This window comes from Microbispora oryzae (assembly GCF_017896165.1).
GTDB classification, from domain to species: domain Bacteria; phylum Actinomycetota; class Actinomycetes; order Streptosporangiales; family Streptosporangiaceae; genus Microbispora; species Microbispora oryzae.
Map to the genome: position 1 here is coordinate 72,588 of NZ_JAFCNB010000016.1, position 15,735 is coordinate 88,322.

Genomic DNA, 15,735 nt, shown 5'->3' on the forward strand with positions numbered 1-15,735 from the left:
GCCGGGCCGTCCTGGCCCTCCGCGGTCCCGGGGACACCCGGGCCCGCAGTCAACGGAGTGAGCCCGGGGCAGGCGACGGCGGTGGGGGCGGCGACGGGGCCGCTTCCCGGCGGGCCGGGCCAGCCGAACCCGTCGCAGGTGCACTGCGCCGTCACACTTCAGCGGATCTACGGCTGGCTGCAGGCGTCACTCCCGCAGACGCCCCAGCTCGCCGCGGTGATCCCGCTGATCGTGCAGGCGGTGCGGCTGTACCGGACGGGTCAGTTCGAGGCGTGCCTGAGCCAGGTTCAGTACGCGCTGGCCGTCGTGAGCCCCGGTCAGCCCATCGTTCCGCTGCTGTGACGCCATCGAGTGGCCCGGACCGGCCGGCGGCCGGTCCGGGCCCCCGCCGTCCCGCCGTGCCCTGGGCGCGGCCGCCGACACGAGCGCGATCTGGGGAGAGTCGAGACGCATGACCAGCGACGACAAGCCGAAGAACGGGAGCGGGCGGACCCGCGCGACGGCCACGGGCCGGGTGAGGCAGTCCGCCCGCCAGATCCCGCAGGCGGTGGAGCCCCGGCCCCGGCGGTACATGGTGGCGGCGCTGCCCCAGCGGTATCTGACGGCCCTGGGAGTGGCCGCGCCCGCGCTCGACGCCGACACCCTGCACCGGGTGCTCGGCGACGACCCACGGGTGCGGGTGCACCGCCGTCTGCCGGTCTCGGCCGGGGGCCCGCCGCTCGACGCCGACGGCATGCCGTTCCCGGCCGTCGTCGTCGCGGACATGACCCCAGAGCACGCAGACGAGCTCCGCCGGCGGTATCCGCAGGTGCACGTCGAACGCGACCGCCTGCTCACCTACAGCGAGGTGCCGGTGCCGCCGCGCAGGAGGCGCGCGACGACGGCGGCCATCCCGGCCGGTGTGGCGAGCACGTTCGGTTTCCTGGTGCGCGACGCCGACGGCGCGCCGGTGCCCGGTGCCACGGTATTCGTCACCGGGTACGGCTGGCCCGCGCAGGCGGTGACCGGCGCGGACGGCCGGGCGGTGGTCACGATGACGGGGGAGACCCCCGAGTCCGTGATGAGCGTGGTGGTCAAGCCGCGCGCCGGCTTCTGGAGCCGCCACCTGGACCGGCCGGCGCTGTCGACCACCGGGGACAATCTCGTCGAGCTGGTCCGGCTCTCGGACTCGTTCGAGGGGTTCCCCGCGCGGCAACTGCTCGGGTGGGGCCGGCAGGCCATGGGTGTCGACCGGCTCCCGCCGACGTTCCGGGGTGCGGGGGTGCGGATCGCCGTCGTCGACTCGGGAGCTGCCGTCCGGCATCCCGACCTGGCCGGTCAGGTCGCCGGCGGGATCGACCTCGTCGCCCGCAAGGCGGAGGGGTGGTCACTCGACCAGGCCGGCCACGGCTCCCACTGCGCCGCCGTCGTCGCCGGCGCCGACAACGGCCGGGGCGTGCTGGGGTTCGCGGTCGAGGCCGAGACCCACGCCTGCAAGATCTTCCCGGGCGGCCGGTTCAGCGACCTCATCGACGCGCTCGACTACTGCATCGAGCAGCGGATCGACGTGGTGAACCTGAGCCTCGGCTGCCGTCACCCGTCGCCACTCGTGGCCGCCAAGATCGAGCAGGCCCGCGACGCCGGGGTGGCGTGCGTCGTCGCCGCGGGGAACGACGGGGGGCCGGTCGGCTTCCCCGGCACCCTGCCGACCGTGCTGACGGTCGCCGCGATCGGCCGGGCCGACGCGTTCCCGCCCGGCTCCGCGCACGCCGCCGAGATCCTGGAGCCGCGCACCGCCGAGGGCTACTTCTCCCCGCGGTTCACCTGCCACGGCCCCGAGGTCGACGTCTGCGCGCCCGGCGTCGCGATCCTCTCCGCCGTGCCCCCGGACGCGTACGCCGCGCTGGACGGCACATCCATGGCCGCGCCACACGTCACGGGGCTGGCGGCGCTGGTGCTCGCGCACCACGAGGACTTCGCGGGCCCCTACCGGGCCAGGGACGCCCGGCGGGTCGACCGCCTCTTCCAGATCATCCGGTCGAGCTGCGTGCCGGTCGACCTCGGCGATCCGCGCCGCACCGGCGCGGGGATGCCGAACGCGCTGCTCGCCCTCGGGGCGGCGCTCGCCAACGTCGCGTCCGCCACGGGCGAGGCGCGCGTGCTGCTCGAACACCTCACGACGGAGATGGTCCTGGCCGGGCTGCTGCAACCCGCCCCGGGCGGGTCCGCGGGCGCGCCGGCGGCAGGAGGGCGGGCGGACGGCAAGCCGGTGAACGGCGCGGCCCCCACAGTGGCACCCGCAGCGGCACCCGCAGCGGCCCCCACGGCGGCCCCCACGGCGGCGGGGCCCGTGCCGCCGCCTGTGACGGCTCCAATGCCGCCCTCTGTGACGGCTCCTGGGACGGCTCCTGTGACGACGGCCCCGGTTACCGCTGGGGCTCCGGTGCCGGGGACCGTCGCGGGCGATCCGGCGGGGAGCGGCGTGACCGCGCTGGCCTGGCTGGCGGAGGAGATGCGGGCCGCGGGACTGCTCCCGGAGCCCGCGCCGGGGATCTTCGGCTGAGCGCCGCCCAATGGCGGGCCTGCCGGACTACGCGCCGATGATGGCGCGGCTCGGCTCCCTTCCCGAACGGGACCAGGACTACGCCTACGAGATGAAGTGGGACGGCGTCCGCGCGCTCGCCTACGTCGAAGCGGGCCGGGTCCGTCTCGTCTCGCGCAACGCCAATGACATCACCGTGGCCTACCCGGAGACGCTGGGCCTCTCCGGGGCCGTCAGCGGCAACGACGTGGTGCTCGACGGCGAGATCGTGGCGTTCGACGACCGGGGACGGCCCTCGTTCGAGGCCCTGCAGCCGCGCATGCACCAGCGGCGTCCCGCGGAGATCGCCCGGCTGGCGGCGGCGGTGCCGGTGACCTACCTGCTGTTCGACGTGCTCCACGTCAACGCCGCACCGGCCGTCACCATGCCGTACACGGCCCGCCGGGGCCTGCTGGAGGAGATCGTCCACCGGGGGAGCCATTGGGACATTCCGCCATACTTCCGCGGCGGCGGCGCCGGAGTGCTGGCCGAGTCGCGCCGGCTGGGGCTGGAAGGTGTGGTGGCCAAGCGGCTGACCTCGCCCTACCGGCCGGGCAGGCGGTCGCCCGACTGGGTGAAGGTGAAGAACTTCCGCACCCAGGAGGTGGTGGTGTGCGGGTGGAAGACGGGGGAGGGCCGGCGCGCGGCCACGATCGGCTCGCTCCTGCTCGGCGTCCACGACGCGGCCGGCCGGCTGCGGTACGCCGGGAGCGTGGGCACCGGCTTCACCGAGGCGGCCCTGCGCGGCCTGGCCGAACGGCTGGCGCCGCTGGCCAGCGAGACGTCCCCGTTCCACGAGGAGCTCGCCGCGGAGGAGCGGCGCGGGGCGCACTGGGTGCGGCCCGTCCTGGTGGGAGAGGTCCAGTACGCCGAGTGGACCGGCGAGAACCGGCTGCGCCATCCCTCCTGGCGCGGCATCAGGGACGACAAGGACCCGGACGACATCGTCAGGGAGGAGTGATCCCGGGCGCCGGCCGGGCAGGTTCGACCCGCCCCACCCGGTGCCCGGTCCGCCAGAGGGGGAGGAGGACCCGCCGTGTCGCAACCGATCATCGTCGGCGTCGATGGTTCGCGGGAGGCGACCTCGGCGGCCGAATGGGCCGCCGACGACGCCGCCCGGCGCGCCTGTCCGCTGCGCCTCGTCTCGGTGGTGGACCACTGGGCGTACGGCATTCCCAAGTTTCCGAGCGGCGCGGGAGATCCGCTGACCCTGCACTCGGAGCGCGCGCTGACCGCCGACGAGTCGGTCGTGCGGAAGCGGCGGCCGGGCGTCGACGTCAGCCTGGAGATCGTCGAGGGCATCCCGGCCAAGGTCCTCAGGGACAAGGGGCGGGAGGCCGTCGAGATCGTCGTCGGCAGCAGGGGCCTCGGCGGCTTCGCCGGGCTGGTCGTCGGATCGGTCAGCACCCACGTCGCCGGGCACACCGACTGCCCGGTCGTCGTCGTCCGCCCCGGCTGGCGTGACGCGCACGGCGAGGTCGTCGTCGGGGTCGACGACGCGCCCGAGTGCGAGCCCGCCCTGGCGTACGCCTTCGAGCAGGCCCGGCTGCGCGGCGCGACACTGCGCGCGATCTTCGCCTGGCGGGTTCCGGTGTACACGCTGGCACCCGAGGTCACCTACGACATCGACGAGGTCATGGAGGCTCAGCAGCGCGCCGTGTCCGAGCGCCTGGCGAACCACCGCCGCGACAACCCGGAGGTGGCCGTACGGGAGGACCTCGTCTATGGGCACCCGGCGCAGGCCCTGGCGGAGGCGTCCGGCACGGCGGACCTGCTGGTCGTCGGCTCGCACGGCAGGGGCGCCCTGGGCACGGTGGCCCTCGGCTCGGTGAGCCGTGCGATCCTTCACCACTCGGCCTGCCCGGTCGCCGTCGTCCGTCCGCGCGACTGAGACGCCGGCGAGAGGCGACGGCCCGGGGGGCGGCAGGCCCGCGACAGTCCTGCGGCAGGCCTGCGACGGGCCTGCGACGGGCCTGCGACGGGCCTGCGACGGGCCCGGCAAGGCGAGGGCCCGGCCCGCGCGGGCGCCCTCAGCGACCCTGGGGTCGTCGCGCACGGTCCGGGCCGCGTCGTGCGTGGGAAGGGACCGGTGAGTCAGGCGGTGCCCTGCTCCGTCGAACCCTTCTCTGTTGAGCCCTTCTCCATGGAGATCGGGATGCGCTTGGCCCTCTCCTTCTCCTCGGCCAGGCGCACCTTCACCTCCAAGATCCCATTGTCGTAGCTGGCCTTCACATCGTTCTCGTCCGCGTTGGGCGGCAGCGGGATGGATCGGGTGAACGACCCGTACCGGAACTCGGTACGGTGCCCGCGCTTCTCCTCCTGCCTGCGCTCGGCGTGAATGGTGAGGATGCCGTTCGCGACGGTGATCTCCACGTCCCGTTCCGGATCGATTCCCGGCACCTCGGCCCGCAGAACGTACCGCCCGTCGTCCGTGTAGTCCTCGAACCGGATCTGCTGCCCGGTGGGCCGGAACCCGGCCAGCGGCAGCTCCAGCAGATCGAACAAGTCGGGCATCAGACCCCGCTGCTCTCGTTTCATGGGCACGCTCATGCGCTTCACCCCCTGTCTTCGTTCGAGTCCTACCCCCGTCCACGGCGGTGAAATGTCGTGGCCTGGGCCGATGGCGAAAAGTGCCCGGTCAGCCCGTGACGATCGTGAGATCCGCCCGCTCGCGCACCTCGTGGTCGGCGTAGTAGCGCTCCTCCTGGGCGGCCCAGCGCGACCAGTGCGGGGCGTACCGGTCCCCGTCGCGGGCCAGCGCCCGCCGCATGCGGACGTCGTCGGTGGCCTCCAGCCAGACCAGACCGCCGAGGTACGGCCGGGCGGGGCGGGCCCCGGAGCCGACCCCCTCGATCACCAGGACGCCGCCGGGCGGCAGCTCGTGCCATTCGGCGTACTCGCCCCGCTCCCAGTCGTATCTCCGCCACCGCGCCGCCCGTCCGCGTGCGAGCGGGCGCAGCACCTGTTCGGTCAGGGCGCGAACCCCGGCAAGCAGCCCGTCCCAGCCCTCGTAGAGATCGTCCATCGCCACGACGGGCACCGCCAGCTCCGCGGCGAGCACCGCCGCCAGGGTGGACTTCCCCGACCCGGAACGGCCCTCGACCGCGACGACGCGTGTGCCGCCCGCCCGAGCCGGGCGGGTCAGGGCCCACGCGGCGACGTCCCCGGTCCACGCCGGGGTGCCGGGGCCGTCCCGGTCGCCGGTCTGGCCGCGGGACCGGTCGCCGGATCGGCTGCCGGGCTGGTCGCCGGATTCGTCCCCGGCTACACGCCCGCGCGGGTCGGACGGCGTAGCTCGTTCTGCTCCTGCCACTCGGGGGTCTCGCGTCCCTTCTCCATCTCCATCTCCTCCATGCGGAGGGCGACGCCGATCGCGAAGAACGTGGGTGCCCACTCGCCGACGAACAGAGCCCACCGGTCGGCCCGGTCCATGCCCGCGGGCTCGAACTCCTTCGAGATGAACCACGAGGCGACCGACGCCCCGATCGAGATGACGCCTGCCCCGTACATCATGCTGGACCGCAAGCCCATCTTGTGGAGTGTCTTGATCATTGCGTCCCCCTTGTGATGGTTTCGCCCGTTTTATGGCTACCCGTCCGTGATTCCGGTAATCCGATCCGGTGCTCGCCAGAGGGGACGTCGCGGTAGGTTGGCGCCCGATCGTCGCACCGCGACCGCCGACGCCGGCCGGGCCGGCGGGGTGAGCGGTGAGTGCTGGACCGGGAGGAAAGTCATGGAAGCGCTGGGCATCGACATCGGCGGTTCGGGCGTGAAGGGCGCCACCGTTAACACCGAGACCGGGGATCTGACCGGAGAGCGGGTGCGCATCCCCACCCCCCAGCCGTCCACCCCCGAGACGGTGGCCGCGACCGTCCGCGAGATCGTCGAGCACTTCTCCTGGAGCGGTCCGGTCGGTGTCACCTTCCCCGGCGTCGTGCTCGACGGCGTCATCAGGACGGCCGCCAACGTCGACCGCTCCTGGATCGGGGTGAAGGCCACGGACCTGTTCGGCGAGGGGGTCGCCGTGCTCAACGACGCGGACGCGGCCGGCGTCGCCGAGGTGGCGTTCGGCGCGGGACGCGGCCGGTCCGGCGTCGTGCTCGTGCTGACCTTCGGCACGGGCATCGGCAGCGCGCTGTTCCTGGACGGCAGGCTGGTGCCCAACACCGAGTTCGGTCACATCGAGATCCGGGGCAAGGAGGCCGAGCACCGTGCCTCCGACCGCGCCCGCGAGGAGCACGACCTCGACTGGGAGGAGTGGGCCGGGCGCGTCGAGGAATACCTCGTCCGGATGCGCGACCTGCTGTCCCCGTCGCTCATCGTCGTGGGTGGCGGAGTGAGCAAGAAGTCCGAGAAGTTCCTGCCGCTCATCGATCTCGGCGGCACCCCGGTCGTCCCGGCGGAGCTGCGCAACCTGGCCGGAATCGTGGGCGCAGCCATGACCGCCTCCATGACCACCGGCATTTCCTCCGCCGGGGGCCGGGCCGCCGGCTGAAACCCTCGCCGTCTTGCCGCGCTCTCCCCACTTCCTGTATTTCCTACCTGGACACCGGGAAATATTCCTGTCATGATGCGGTCATGAGCTCATCGGGGAAGCTGACCGAGCGCCGCCACATCGATCTGCTCCGCGTCTGCAGCGCCGCCTGTCAAGCACCGGTACCGCCGAAACCCGGAACGCGACATGGCAAGGAGAAACCACCGATGTCCCAGCCCAATGTGATCGACTTCACCGGCCGGCGGCGCGAGCAGGGCGGCCGGCCGGCTCCGCCGGACGGCGGAACGGTCCTCGGCGTGCTGCCGCTGCCCGGAGGCAGGGCGGCGCTCGTCATGGTGGGGCACGTCGTGCCCCTGGAAGAGGGGCGCCCGTCCGGCCCGGCGGCCGAGGGCGAGCGGCGGCCGGTCCCCGTCCGCACGACCACGGTCCCCCGGCAGCGGGAGGCGCGGGAGGAGACGCCCGAACTGGTCGTCGACCGCGCCTGCCGGGTCGTACGGGTGGACGGCGAGGAGATCGATCTCACCTTCCGCGAGTTCGAGCTGCTCGACTACCTGTCCGCGGCGCCCGGCCGCGTGCACAGCCGCCGCCAGCTCCTCGCGGCCGTCTGGGACCGGTACGGCGACGAGGGCGGCCGCACGGTCGACGTCCACGTCCTGCGGCTGCGCCGCAAGCTGGGCCGGTTCGCCGACCGGATCGTGACCGTGCGCAACGTCGGCTACAAGTACCAGCCGCCCCGGCGGCCCTGATCCCGCCTCGAAAAACCACTGGCGGATCGACGGGCGGCGTTGCCTATCCTTGAGCATGGAATGAACGTTCTCGCCGATCTCCAGAGCCGCCTGCCCGACCTCATGCTGCGTGACCAGCGCCGGTTGCGCCGCCGCATCGACGGCATACGCCGCGTGCGCGGATCCTCCCGGCAGGCCGTCGCGGAGGAGATCGCGAAGGACGTGGAGGCCGCCGAACGCCGGGTCGTCACCCGGCGCGAGGCCATGCCCGTCCTCCGCTATCCCGAGGAACTGCCGGTCAGCCGGCGCCGGGACGACCTGCTCGCGGCCATCCGTGATCACCAAGTCGTCATCGTCGCCGGTGAGACCGGCTCAGGCAAGACGACCCAGCTCCCGAAGATCTGCCTGGAGCTCGGGCGCGGCGTGCACGGCACGATCGGCCACACCCAGCCGCGGCGGATCGCGGCCCGGACCGTGGCCGAGCGCATCGCCGAGGAGCTGTCGATCCCGCTCGGCGAGGCCGTCGGCTACAAGGTGCGGTTCACCGACCACTCAAGCGACGGCACGCTCGTCAAGCTGATGACCGACGGCATCCTGCTCGCCGAGATGCAGAACGATCCGCTGCTCCTGCAGTACGACACTCTGATCGTCGACGAGGCGCACGAGCGCAGCCTCAACATCGACTTCATCCTCGGCTATCTGCGGCAGCTCCTGCCTAAGCGGCCCGACCTCAAGATCGTCATCACCTCCGCCACCATCGACCCCGAGCGGTTCGCCCGCCACTTCGCCGGGCCCGGTGGGGAGCCGGCGCCTATCGTCGAGGTGTCCGGGCGGACATACCCGGTGGAGGTGCGTTACCGGCCCGTCGAGGAGGACGACGACCAGACCCAGGCCGTCGTCGACGCGGTCGACGAGCTGTGCGCCGAGGGGCCCGGCGACATCCTGGTGTTCCTCAGCGGCGAACGGGAGATCCGCGACACCGCCGACGCGCTGAAGGGCCGCCCAGAGGAGGTGCTGCCGCTGTACGCCCGGCTGTCCGCGGCGGAGCAGCACCGGGTTTTCCAGCAGCATCGCGGACGCCGGATCGTGCTGGCCACCAACGTCGCCGAGACGTCGCTGACCGTTCCGGGCATCAAGTACGTCATCGATCCGGGCACGGCCCGCATCTCGCGCTACAGCCACCGGCTGAAGGTCCAGCGGCTGCCCATCGAGCCGATCTCGCAGGCGTCGGCCAACCAGCGGGCCGGACGCTGCGGGCGCACGTCGGACGGCATCTGCATCCGGCTCTACTCGGAGGACGACTTCGCCTCCCGGCCGGAGTTCACCGACCCGGAGATCCTCCGCACCAACCTGGCGAGCGTCATCCTGCAGATGACGTCCCTGGGCCTCGGCGACATCGCCGCGTTCCCGTTCGTCGAGCCGCCGGACAGCCGGCAGATCAGGGACGGCGTCAACCTCCTGCTCGAACTGGGCGCGCTGGCCGACGGCGCCGACCGGCTCACCCCGCTCGGCCGCAAGCTCGCCCAGCTTCCCGTCGATCCCCGGCTGGCCCGCATGGTGCTGGAGGCCGAGCAGAACGGCTGCGCCCGCGAGGTCATGGTCGTCGCGGCCGCCCTGTCGATCCAGGACCCGCGCGAGCGCCCGGCGGACAAGCAGCAGGCGGCCGACGAGAAGCACCGCCGCTTCGCGGACAAGGAATCCGACTTCCTGTCGTATCTCAATCTGTGGAGATACCTGCGTGAGCGGCAGCGGGAGCTGTCGTCAAGCGCGTTCCGGCGGCTGTGCAAGGCGGAGTTCCTCAACTACCTGCGGGTCCGTGAGTGGCAGGACATCGAGAGCCAGCTCAGGCAGGTCGCGCGCACCCTGAACATCGTGCCCAACAGCGTGGACGCCGACCCGCAGCGCGTCCACCAGTCGCTGCTCGCCGGCCTGCTGTCGCATATCGGCGTCAAGGACGTGGAGGCCAGGCGCAGGCAGGACGGGCAGCGCCGCCCGCTGACCGAGTACATCGGCGCGCGGGGCGCCCGGTTCGCCGTGTTCCCCGGCTCCGCGCTGGCGAAATCGCCGCCGCAGTGGGTCATGTCGGCCGAGCTGGTCGAGACGTCGCGGCTGTGGGCGCGGGTCAACGCGAAGATCGAGCCACAGTGGATCGAGCCGCTCGCCCAGCACCTCGTCAAACGCACCTACAGCGAGCCCCACTGGGAGAAGGACCAGGCCGCCGTGGTCGCGCTGGAGAAGGTCACCCTCTACGGCGTGCCCATCGTGACCGAGCGCAAGGTCAACTACGGGCGGATCGATCCCGAGCTCAGCCGCGAGCTGTTCATCCGGCACGCCCTCGTCGAAGGCGACTGGCGCACCCACCACCGGTTCTTCCACGACAACCGCAAGCTGCTCGACGAGGTCGAACGGCTGGAGGAGAAGGCCCGCCGCCGCGACATCCTCGTGGACGACGAGACGCTGTTCGACTTCTACGACGGGCGGGTCCCGGCCGAGGTGGTGTCCGGCCGCCACTTCGACAGCTGGTGGAAGAAGGCCTCCAGGGAGAGCCCCGACCTGCTGACGTTCTCCCCGGACATGCTGGTCAACGACAGCGCCGGAGTCAGCGCCCGCGACTACCCCGACGCCTGGCGGCAGAACGGCCAGCGCATGCGGCTGACCTACCGGTTCGAGCCGGGCGCGATCGCCGAGGCCGGCCGGCGGGAGGCCGACGGCGTCACCGTGCACATCCCGCTGGCCGTGCTCAACCAGGTCGACCCGGTGGGCTTCGACTGGCAGATCCCCGGCCTGCGGGAAGATCTGGTCACCGCCCTCATCCGGTCGCTGCCGAAGAACCTGCGCCGCAACTTCGTCCCCGCGCCCAACTTCGCCAAGGCCGTCCTGGAACACGTACGACCCGGCAGCGAGCCGATTCTCGACGCGCTGGAACGCGAGCTGCACCGGATGACCGGCGTGACCGTGCCCAGGGACGCCTGGGCGGTCGACCAGCTCCCCGACCACCTGCGCATCACCTACCGGGTGGTCGACGACGGCAAACGCCCCGTCGGCGAGGACAAGGACCTGGAGGCGCTCAAACGGCGGCTCGCGCCCAAACTGCGGGAGACCCTGTCCAGGGCGGCCGACGACCTCGAACGGCGGGGGCTGCGGGACTGGACGATCGGCGCCTTGCCCCGGGTGTTCGAGCAGGGCCGGCTGCGGGCCTATCCGGCGCTGGTCGACGACGGCGACAGCGTCTCCGTCCGGATGTTCGACACCGAGGCCGAGCAGCACAGGGCGATGTGGGCCGGCACCCGGCGGCTGCTGCTGCTCAACGTGGTGCAACCGGCGAAGGCCATCCTCCGCGGGCTGACCACGGCGCAGAAGCTCGCGCTCAGCCGCAGCCCCCACGGCAGCGCGCCGGCCCTTTTCGACGACTGCACGGCCTGCGCGGCCGACAAGCTCATGGCCGAGGCCGGGGGACCGGCCTGGGACGAGGCCGGATTCCGGCGCCTGCACGATCACGTGCGGGCGTCGTTGTACGACACGACCCTGGAGGTCGTGTCCCGGGTGGAGCGGATCCTGGCCGTCTGGCACACCGCGCAGACCGCGCTCTCCGGGCCCGCCGGTCCGGCCGAGGCCGTGGCCGACGTCAAGGAGCAGCTCGGCGGGCTGATCCATGCGGGGTTCGTGACCGAGACCGGCTACGCGCGTCTTCCGGATGTGAACCGCTACCTGCGGGCCGTCGAGCGCCGCCTGGAGAAGCTGCCCGACGACCCGCACCGCGACCGCGAGTGGATGCACCGCGTCCACGACGTGGAGGACGACTACCACGACCTGCTCGACCGGCTGAAGCCGGCCGAGCGGGACGCTCCGGCGGTCCGGGACATCCGGTGGATGATCGAGGAGCTGCGGGTCAGCTTCTTCGCCCAGCAGATCGGGACCCCGACGCCGGTGTCGGAGAAGCGCATCCGCAAGGCCATGGACCAGATCGAGGCCGGCCCCCGGCCGAGCTGAACCGAACCCGGCCGAGCCGAACCGTCTCCACCGGCGAGACAGCCGGTCAGCGGCCGAGCACGGCGCCGATCAGTGCGCGGGGGTCCGCCGCCCCGGCCAGCACTCCGGACGGCAGCACGTCGATGACCTGCGCGTGCCCGAAGTGCGATCCGTACGGCAGCTCGTTTACGGTGTGGCCGCGTCCCCGCAGCCCGTCGCCCCAGGGGTTGCGCTCCTCGACCTCCACAGAAGGCGCGGAGCGCCAGGTGTCGAAGCCGGTCCCGCCCATGCCGAGCACCCACCGCGGCGCGGAGACCACCTCTCCCGGCGACTCCCCGAGGTCAAGCAGCCGGGTGACGAGCTGCAGCACGATCTGCGGCTGGGCGTCGCCGCCCATCGTGCCGAGCACCGAGCGGAGCCGGCCGTCGGGGTGCGTGACGAGGGCGGGCGACAGCGTGTGCGGCGGGCGTCTGCGCGGGCCGTACTCGGCCGGGTGACCCGGGGCGAGTGAGAACCCGATGCCGCGGTTGTGCAGGTTGATACCGGTGCGGGGCTCGAAGAGCAGGCTGCCGTAGCCCGAGGCGTTCGACTGGATCAGCGACACGCCCATGCCGTCCCCGTCCACCGCGCAGAGGTACGTCGTGTCACCTGTGGCGGCCGGTGGACCCGCCGGGGCCGAGCACCGCTCGCGGTCCACCAGCGCGCGGCGGGCGTCGGCGGTGTCGAGCGGCGGGACGGCCGACTCGTGGAGAGCGTCGAGCCGGTCGTACCCGGCGGCGCGGGCGGCCTCCACCAGCAGGTGCGTCCACTGGGGATCGGCCGGGTCGCGGGGCGGGTCGAGCTTGCCGAGGATCTCCAGCGCGAGCAGCAGCAGGTAGCCCTGTGAGTTCGGCGGGGTCGTCCACACGTGGTGCCCGAACGCCTCCACGCGGATCGGGTCCACCCAGTCCGCGTTCGGCAGCGCGAGGTCGTCCTCGGTGTACTCGCCGTGGCCCATCTCCAGCAGCCCCTCGCCGAACTCGCCGAGGTAGAAGCCCGACCGCCCACCGGAGGCGACGGCGCGCAGGGCGCGGGCGACGCCCGGACGGCGGATGACGTCGCCCGGCCGCTTCACGTGCGTGAAGTCGCCGGCGCCCGGAAGCGAGCCGATGAAGTCGCCCGGCCCCATGAGCGGTGAGGCGGGGAAGCCGTCCTCGGCGTGCCGGATCGCGGGGGCCAGCACGTCGCCCAGCGGAAGCCGGCCGTACCGCTCGTGCAGCGCCGCCCAGCCGTCGACGCAGCCGGGCACCGGCACCGAGCGGATGTCGTACAGGTGCGGCATCCGGTCGTGGCCTTCGGCCCGCAGCCGGTCGGGGTCCGCGCCGGAGCCGGCCCGGCCCGACGCGTTCAGGGCGGCGACGGATCCGTCGCGCGCCGATCCGTCCTGCGCCGATCCATCGTGTACCAGGGCGAACAGGTCGCCGCCGAGGCCGCACATGTGGGGGGCGGTGACGGCGAGCACCGCGTTCGCGGCGACGGCCGCGTCGGCCGCGCTGCCGCCCTGGTCGAGCATGGCGATCCCCGCCGCCGAAGCCAGATGGTCAACCGTACATACCATGCCGTTCAGGGCGAAACGAGTCTCACTCACGAATGGCGACTCTACGGCAGACGGGACGGCTCTATCGCGCTCGCGTTCTAAAGTTGCCGTAACAAAGTTGACGCAACAAAACCGATTAAAGGGGCGTACCTATGATCCGGGCGGTCGTGTTCGACGTGGGGGAGACCCTCATCGACGAGACGCGGCTGTGGTCGCGCTGGGCCGACCGGCTCGGGGTGCCCCGCCTCACCTTCCTCGGTGTGCTCGGCGGCATGGCCGCGCTCGACCGGTCGTACGAGGAGGCGTTCGAGCTGGTCCGCCCCGGGATCGACGTGGAGGCCGAGATCGAGGCGTGGCGGCGGGAGGACCCCGCGGGCCTCCGGGAGAACTTCGACGCCGACGACCTCTATCCCGACGTCCGTGCGTCCCTCGCCGCGCTCCGCGACGCCGGTTACCGCCTGATCGTCGCGGGCAACCAGCCGCCGCAGGCGTACGACGCGCTCGTCGCCATGGACCTGCCGGTCGACGGGGTGTACACCTCGGCCGCGTGGGGGGTGGCCAAGCCGGAGCCCGCCTTCTTCGCCAAGGTCGCGGCCGTGACGGGCGCGGCGGCCGACGAGATCCTCTACACCGGCGACCGGCTCGACAACGACGTGTTCCCGGCCAGGGCCGCGGGCATGCGGACCGCCCTGATCCGCCGGGGGCCCTGGGGCCACCTCCACGCGGCGCGCCCGGGAGCCGCCGCGGCCGATCTCCTGCTGGACGGCCTCGCCGACCTTCCGCGTCTCGTCCCTTGCCTGGCCTGAACCGGCCGGGGGGTCACAGCAGCCGCAGGTTCACCGCGTACGCGAGCCGCCGCCGGCCGGCGTCGCTCATGTGCAGGTGGTCGCCGGAGTCGTAGGAGGCGATGAGCTGCTCGGGGACGGCGGGGTCGCGGACGGCCTTGTCGAAGTCGAGGACGCCGTCGAACGCCCTGCTGGTCCTGATCCACGCGTTGACCCGCTGCCGGATCTCCTCCCGTTCGGGCGTCCAGGTGCCGAACCCGTAAAACGGCGTGAGGGTGGCGCCGAGCACCCGCAGCTTCCGGGCGTGCGCCTCCCGGATCAGCCGCTTGTACGCGTTGACGATCGGCGCGGGCGAGGTGTACGCGCCACGCGAGATGTCGTTGATGCCCTCGTACACGACGACGGTCCGTACGCCCGGCTGGGTGAGGACGTCCCGGTAGAACCGGTTCAGCCCGCTCGGCCCGACATTCGAATAGATCAGTCGGTTGCCCGCGATGCCGGCGTTGACCACGCTCACCCGATGCGCGGCGGAGAGCCCGGCGACGCGGTGCCGCAGGTAGTCGGTCCAGCGGCGGTTGGCGTCGACGGTCTGCCCGGTGCCGTCGGTCAGCGAGTCGCCGAACGCCACCACCGAGTGGACGGCCGCGGGCGCCTGGACGGCGATCCGGTCGAGGAAGTACCACTGCGTGCTGGTGTAGGTGAAGCCGTCCGCCGACTCCGACGCGGCGTGGTCGCCGGGCCCCGACAGGTACGTGGTCGCGTAGGCGCGCTCGTGGCCCGTGATCTCGCGCACCGTCGAGGGGAGGAACATGCTGACGACAACGTCGGCGCCCCCGGGGAACCGCCCGGGGATCGGATCGCTCCACACGGCCCGGCCCGCGGGGACCGTCACGGACGCGTGGCCGCCGAAGGTGACCGGCCGGTTGGTGCCGGGCAGGATCTCCGGCCCGTACGCCTGGATGCCGGCGTGCACGTGCCGGATCGACACCGGCGCGGCGCCGAACACGTTCGACAGCCGGATGCGCATCCCGTCGCCGCCGACGGCGGTCCGCGCCACCATGCGGACGGTCTGCCCGCCGAGTGCCGCGATCAGCCGGTCGCTGGAGCTGGACCAGGTGCTCACGAGACGCGTCGCCGGCGTGGGCGTGTCGCTGCGGCGGTGTGACGAGGGCCGGTTGTCCTGCTCGCGCCGGTCGAGGGCGGCCGAGGCGGCGGGCAGGCCGCGCGCGGCGGCCGGGGACGCGAGCACGGCGGGGGCGGTCGTGGCCAGGCCCGTCGCGCCCAACGCGAGGACCGTGACGGTGAACCTGGTCAACCGGGGGGCCGGCCGTGCCATCGAATTTCCTCCAGGGTGCGACTCATGGGGGCCTTGAGAGCGGTGGGGCCAGAGTACGTACGTCCGCGCCCAGATACATTACGACGCTTTTGCCGAAGGTGAACGAGAACGGCCCACGCGCCACGCCCTCCGCCTTGGAGTTCCAGGTTTGGAACGTGGCAACCTACCGCCGCCGTGCCCCGTCATCTCTACGTTCCCGGTGGGCGAGTCCGGGTGCGCCACCTGGGATGGTCCGGTGCCGGGAAGGGAGGTGCCGGACCGGCGAGGGCCCTCCGCCGTCGCGGTCGCG

General features: G+C 72.7%; 13 protein-coding genes. 8 read left to right on the forward strand and 5 right to left on the reverse strand.

The genetic code is table 11. The features are described 5' to 3' along the window. Window positions 1-57 precede the first annotated feature (57 nt). The 4 genes from JOL79_RS24715 (at window position 58) to JOL79_RS24730 (ending at window position 4,451) form a co-directional block, all read left to right on the forward strand. Window positions 58-342 (forward strand): hypothetical protein, encoded by a 285-nt coding sequence (locus JOL79_RS24715; RefSeq protein ID WP_210158268.1) that lies wholly within the window; start codon window positions 58-60, stop codon window positions 340-342. A gap of 109 nt (window positions 343-451) precedes the next feature. After that, window positions 452-2,542, forward strand: a complete 2,091-nt coding sequence (locus JOL79_RS24720) for a S8 family serine peptidase (RefSeq protein ID WP_210158269.1) — start codon at window positions 452-454, stop codon at window positions 2,540-2,542. Window positions 2,543-2,552: 10 nt separating this feature from the next. Continuing rightward, window positions 2,553-3,521 carry a non-homologous end-joining DNA ligase gene (gene ligD / locus JOL79_RS24725; RefSeq protein WP_210158270.1) on the forward strand — a complete coding sequence of 323 codons (969 nt, stop codon included), beginning with the start codon at window positions 2,553-2,555 and terminating at the stop codon, window positions 3,519-3,521. Between the two features lie 75 nt (window positions 3,522-3,596). Further along, window positions 3,597-4,451, forward strand: a complete 855-nt coding sequence (locus JOL79_RS24730) for a universal stress protein (RefSeq protein ID WP_210158271.1) — start codon at window positions 3,597-3,599, stop codon at window positions 4,449-4,451. A 203-nt stretch (window positions 4,452-4,654) separates the two neighbouring features. Here JOL79_RS24730 and JOL79_RS24735 read toward each other — a convergent pair whose 3' ends face one another. The 3 genes from JOL79_RS24735 to JOL79_RS24745 form a co-directional block, all read right to left on the reverse strand. Next, complete coding sequence (locus JOL79_RS24735; protein WP_210158272.1) at window positions 4,655-5,110, reverse strand: Hsp20/alpha crystallin family protein; 456 nt, start codon at window positions 5,108-5,110, stop codon at window positions 4,655-4,657. 88 nt (window positions 5,111-5,198) lie between these two features. Continuing rightward, on the reverse strand, window positions 5,199-5,873 hold the full coding sequence (locus tag JOL79_RS24740) for an AAA family ATPase (RefSeq protein WP_307848704.1): 675 nt from the start codon (window positions 5,871-5,873) through the stop codon (window positions 5,199-5,201). Next, window positions 5,825-6,112 (reverse strand): hypothetical protein, encoded by a 288-nt coding sequence (locus JOL79_RS24745; RefSeq protein ID WP_210158273.1) that lies wholly within the window; start codon window positions 6,110-6,112, stop codon window positions 5,825-5,827. The genes JOL79_RS24740 and JOL79_RS24745 overlap by 49 nt, the downstream gene beginning before the upstream one ends. A gap of 181 nt (window positions 6,113-6,293) precedes the next feature. Between JOL79_RS24745 and ppgK the strand changes: the two genes are divergently transcribed. The 3 genes from ppgK to hrpA all read left to right on the forward strand — a co-directional run bounded on the left by ppgK (window position 6,294) and on the right by hrpA (window position 11,770). Beyond that, on the forward strand, window positions 6,294-7,055 hold the full coding sequence (gene ppgK / locus JOL79_RS24750; protein ID WP_210158274.1) for a polyphosphate--glucose phosphotransferase: 762 nt from the start codon (window positions 6,294-6,296) through the stop codon (window positions 7,053-7,055). 206 nt (window positions 7,056-7,261) lie between these two features. Further along, window positions 7,262-7,801 (forward strand): winged helix-turn-helix domain-containing protein, encoded by a 540-nt coding sequence (locus JOL79_RS35585; RefSeq protein ID WP_307848705.1) that lies wholly within the window; start codon window positions 7,262-7,264, stop codon window positions 7,799-7,801. 60 nt (window positions 7,802-7,861) lie between these two features. Further along, window positions 7,862-11,770, forward strand: a complete 3,909-nt coding sequence (gene hrpA / locus JOL79_RS24760; RefSeq protein WP_210158275.1) for an ATP-dependent RNA helicase HrpA — start codon at window positions 7,862-7,864, stop codon at window positions 11,768-11,770. A gap of 46 nt (window positions 11,771-11,816) precedes the next feature. On the opposite strand, the gene JOL79_RS24765 is transcribed toward hrpA, so the two are convergent. After that, window positions 11,817-13,346, reverse strand: a complete 1,530-nt coding sequence (locus tag JOL79_RS24765) for a gamma-glutamyltransferase family protein (protein WP_230985393.1) — start codon at window positions 13,344-13,346, stop codon at window positions 11,817-11,819. A gap of 131 nt (window positions 13,347-13,477) precedes the next feature. Between JOL79_RS24765 and JOL79_RS24770 the strand changes: the two genes are divergently transcribed. Then, on the forward strand, window positions 13,478-14,131 hold the full coding sequence (locus JOL79_RS24770; protein WP_210158277.1) for an HAD family hydrolase: 654 nt from the start codon (window positions 13,478-13,480) through the stop codon (window positions 14,129-14,131). 13 nt (window positions 14,132-14,144) lie between these two features. Here the strand turns inward: JOL79_RS24770 and JOL79_RS24775 are convergent, their stop codons facing one another. Then, window positions 14,145-15,446 (reverse strand): SGNH/GDSL hydrolase family protein, encoded by a 1,302-nt coding sequence (locus tag JOL79_RS24775; protein ID WP_210158278.1) that lies wholly within the window; start codon window positions 15,444-15,446, stop codon window positions 14,145-14,147. Window positions 15,447-15,735: the final 289 nt, after the last annotated feature.

Excerpts from the sequence above, each read along its gene's own strand:
- JOL79_RS24745 (WP_210158273.1), bottom strand. The coding sequence starts at position 6,112 with ATGATCAAGACACTCCACAAGATGGGCTTGCGGTCCAGCATGATGTAC.
- JOL79_RS24770 (WP_210158277.1), top strand. The coding sequence starts at position 13,478 with ATGATCCGGGCGGTCGTGTTCGACGTGGGGGAGACCCTCATCGACGAG.
- ligD (WP_210158270.1), top strand. The coding sequence starts at position 2,553 with ATGGCGGGCCTGCCGGACTACGCGCCGATGATGGCGCGGCTCGGCTCC.
- JOL79_RS24765 (WP_230985393.1), bottom strand. The coding sequence starts at position 13,346 with ATGGTATGTACGGTTGACCATCTGGCTTCGGCGGCGGGGATCGCCATG.
- JOL79_RS24735 (WP_210158272.1), bottom strand. The coding sequence starts at position 5,110 with ATGAGCGTGCCCATGAAACGAGAGCAGCGGGGTCTGATGCCCGACTTG.
- hrpA (WP_210158275.1), top strand. The coding sequence starts at position 7,862 with ATGAACGTTCTCGCCGATCTCCAGAGCCGCCTGCCCGACCTCATGCTG.
- JOL79_RS35585 (WP_307848705.1), top strand. The coding sequence starts at position 7,262 with ATGTCCCAGCCCAATGTGATCGACTTCACCGGCCGGCGGCGCGAGCAG.
- JOL79_RS24720 (WP_210158269.1), top strand. The coding sequence starts at position 452 with ATGACCAGCGACGACAAGCCGAAGAACGGGAGCGGGCGGACCCGCGCG.
- JOL79_RS24775 (WP_210158278.1), bottom strand. The coding sequence starts at position 15,446 with ATGGCACGGCCGGCCCCCCGGTTGACCAGGTTCACCGTCACGGTCCTC.
- ppgK (WP_210158274.1), top strand. The coding sequence starts at position 6,294 with ATGGAAGCGCTGGGCATCGACATCGGCGGTTCGGGCGTGAAGGGCGCC.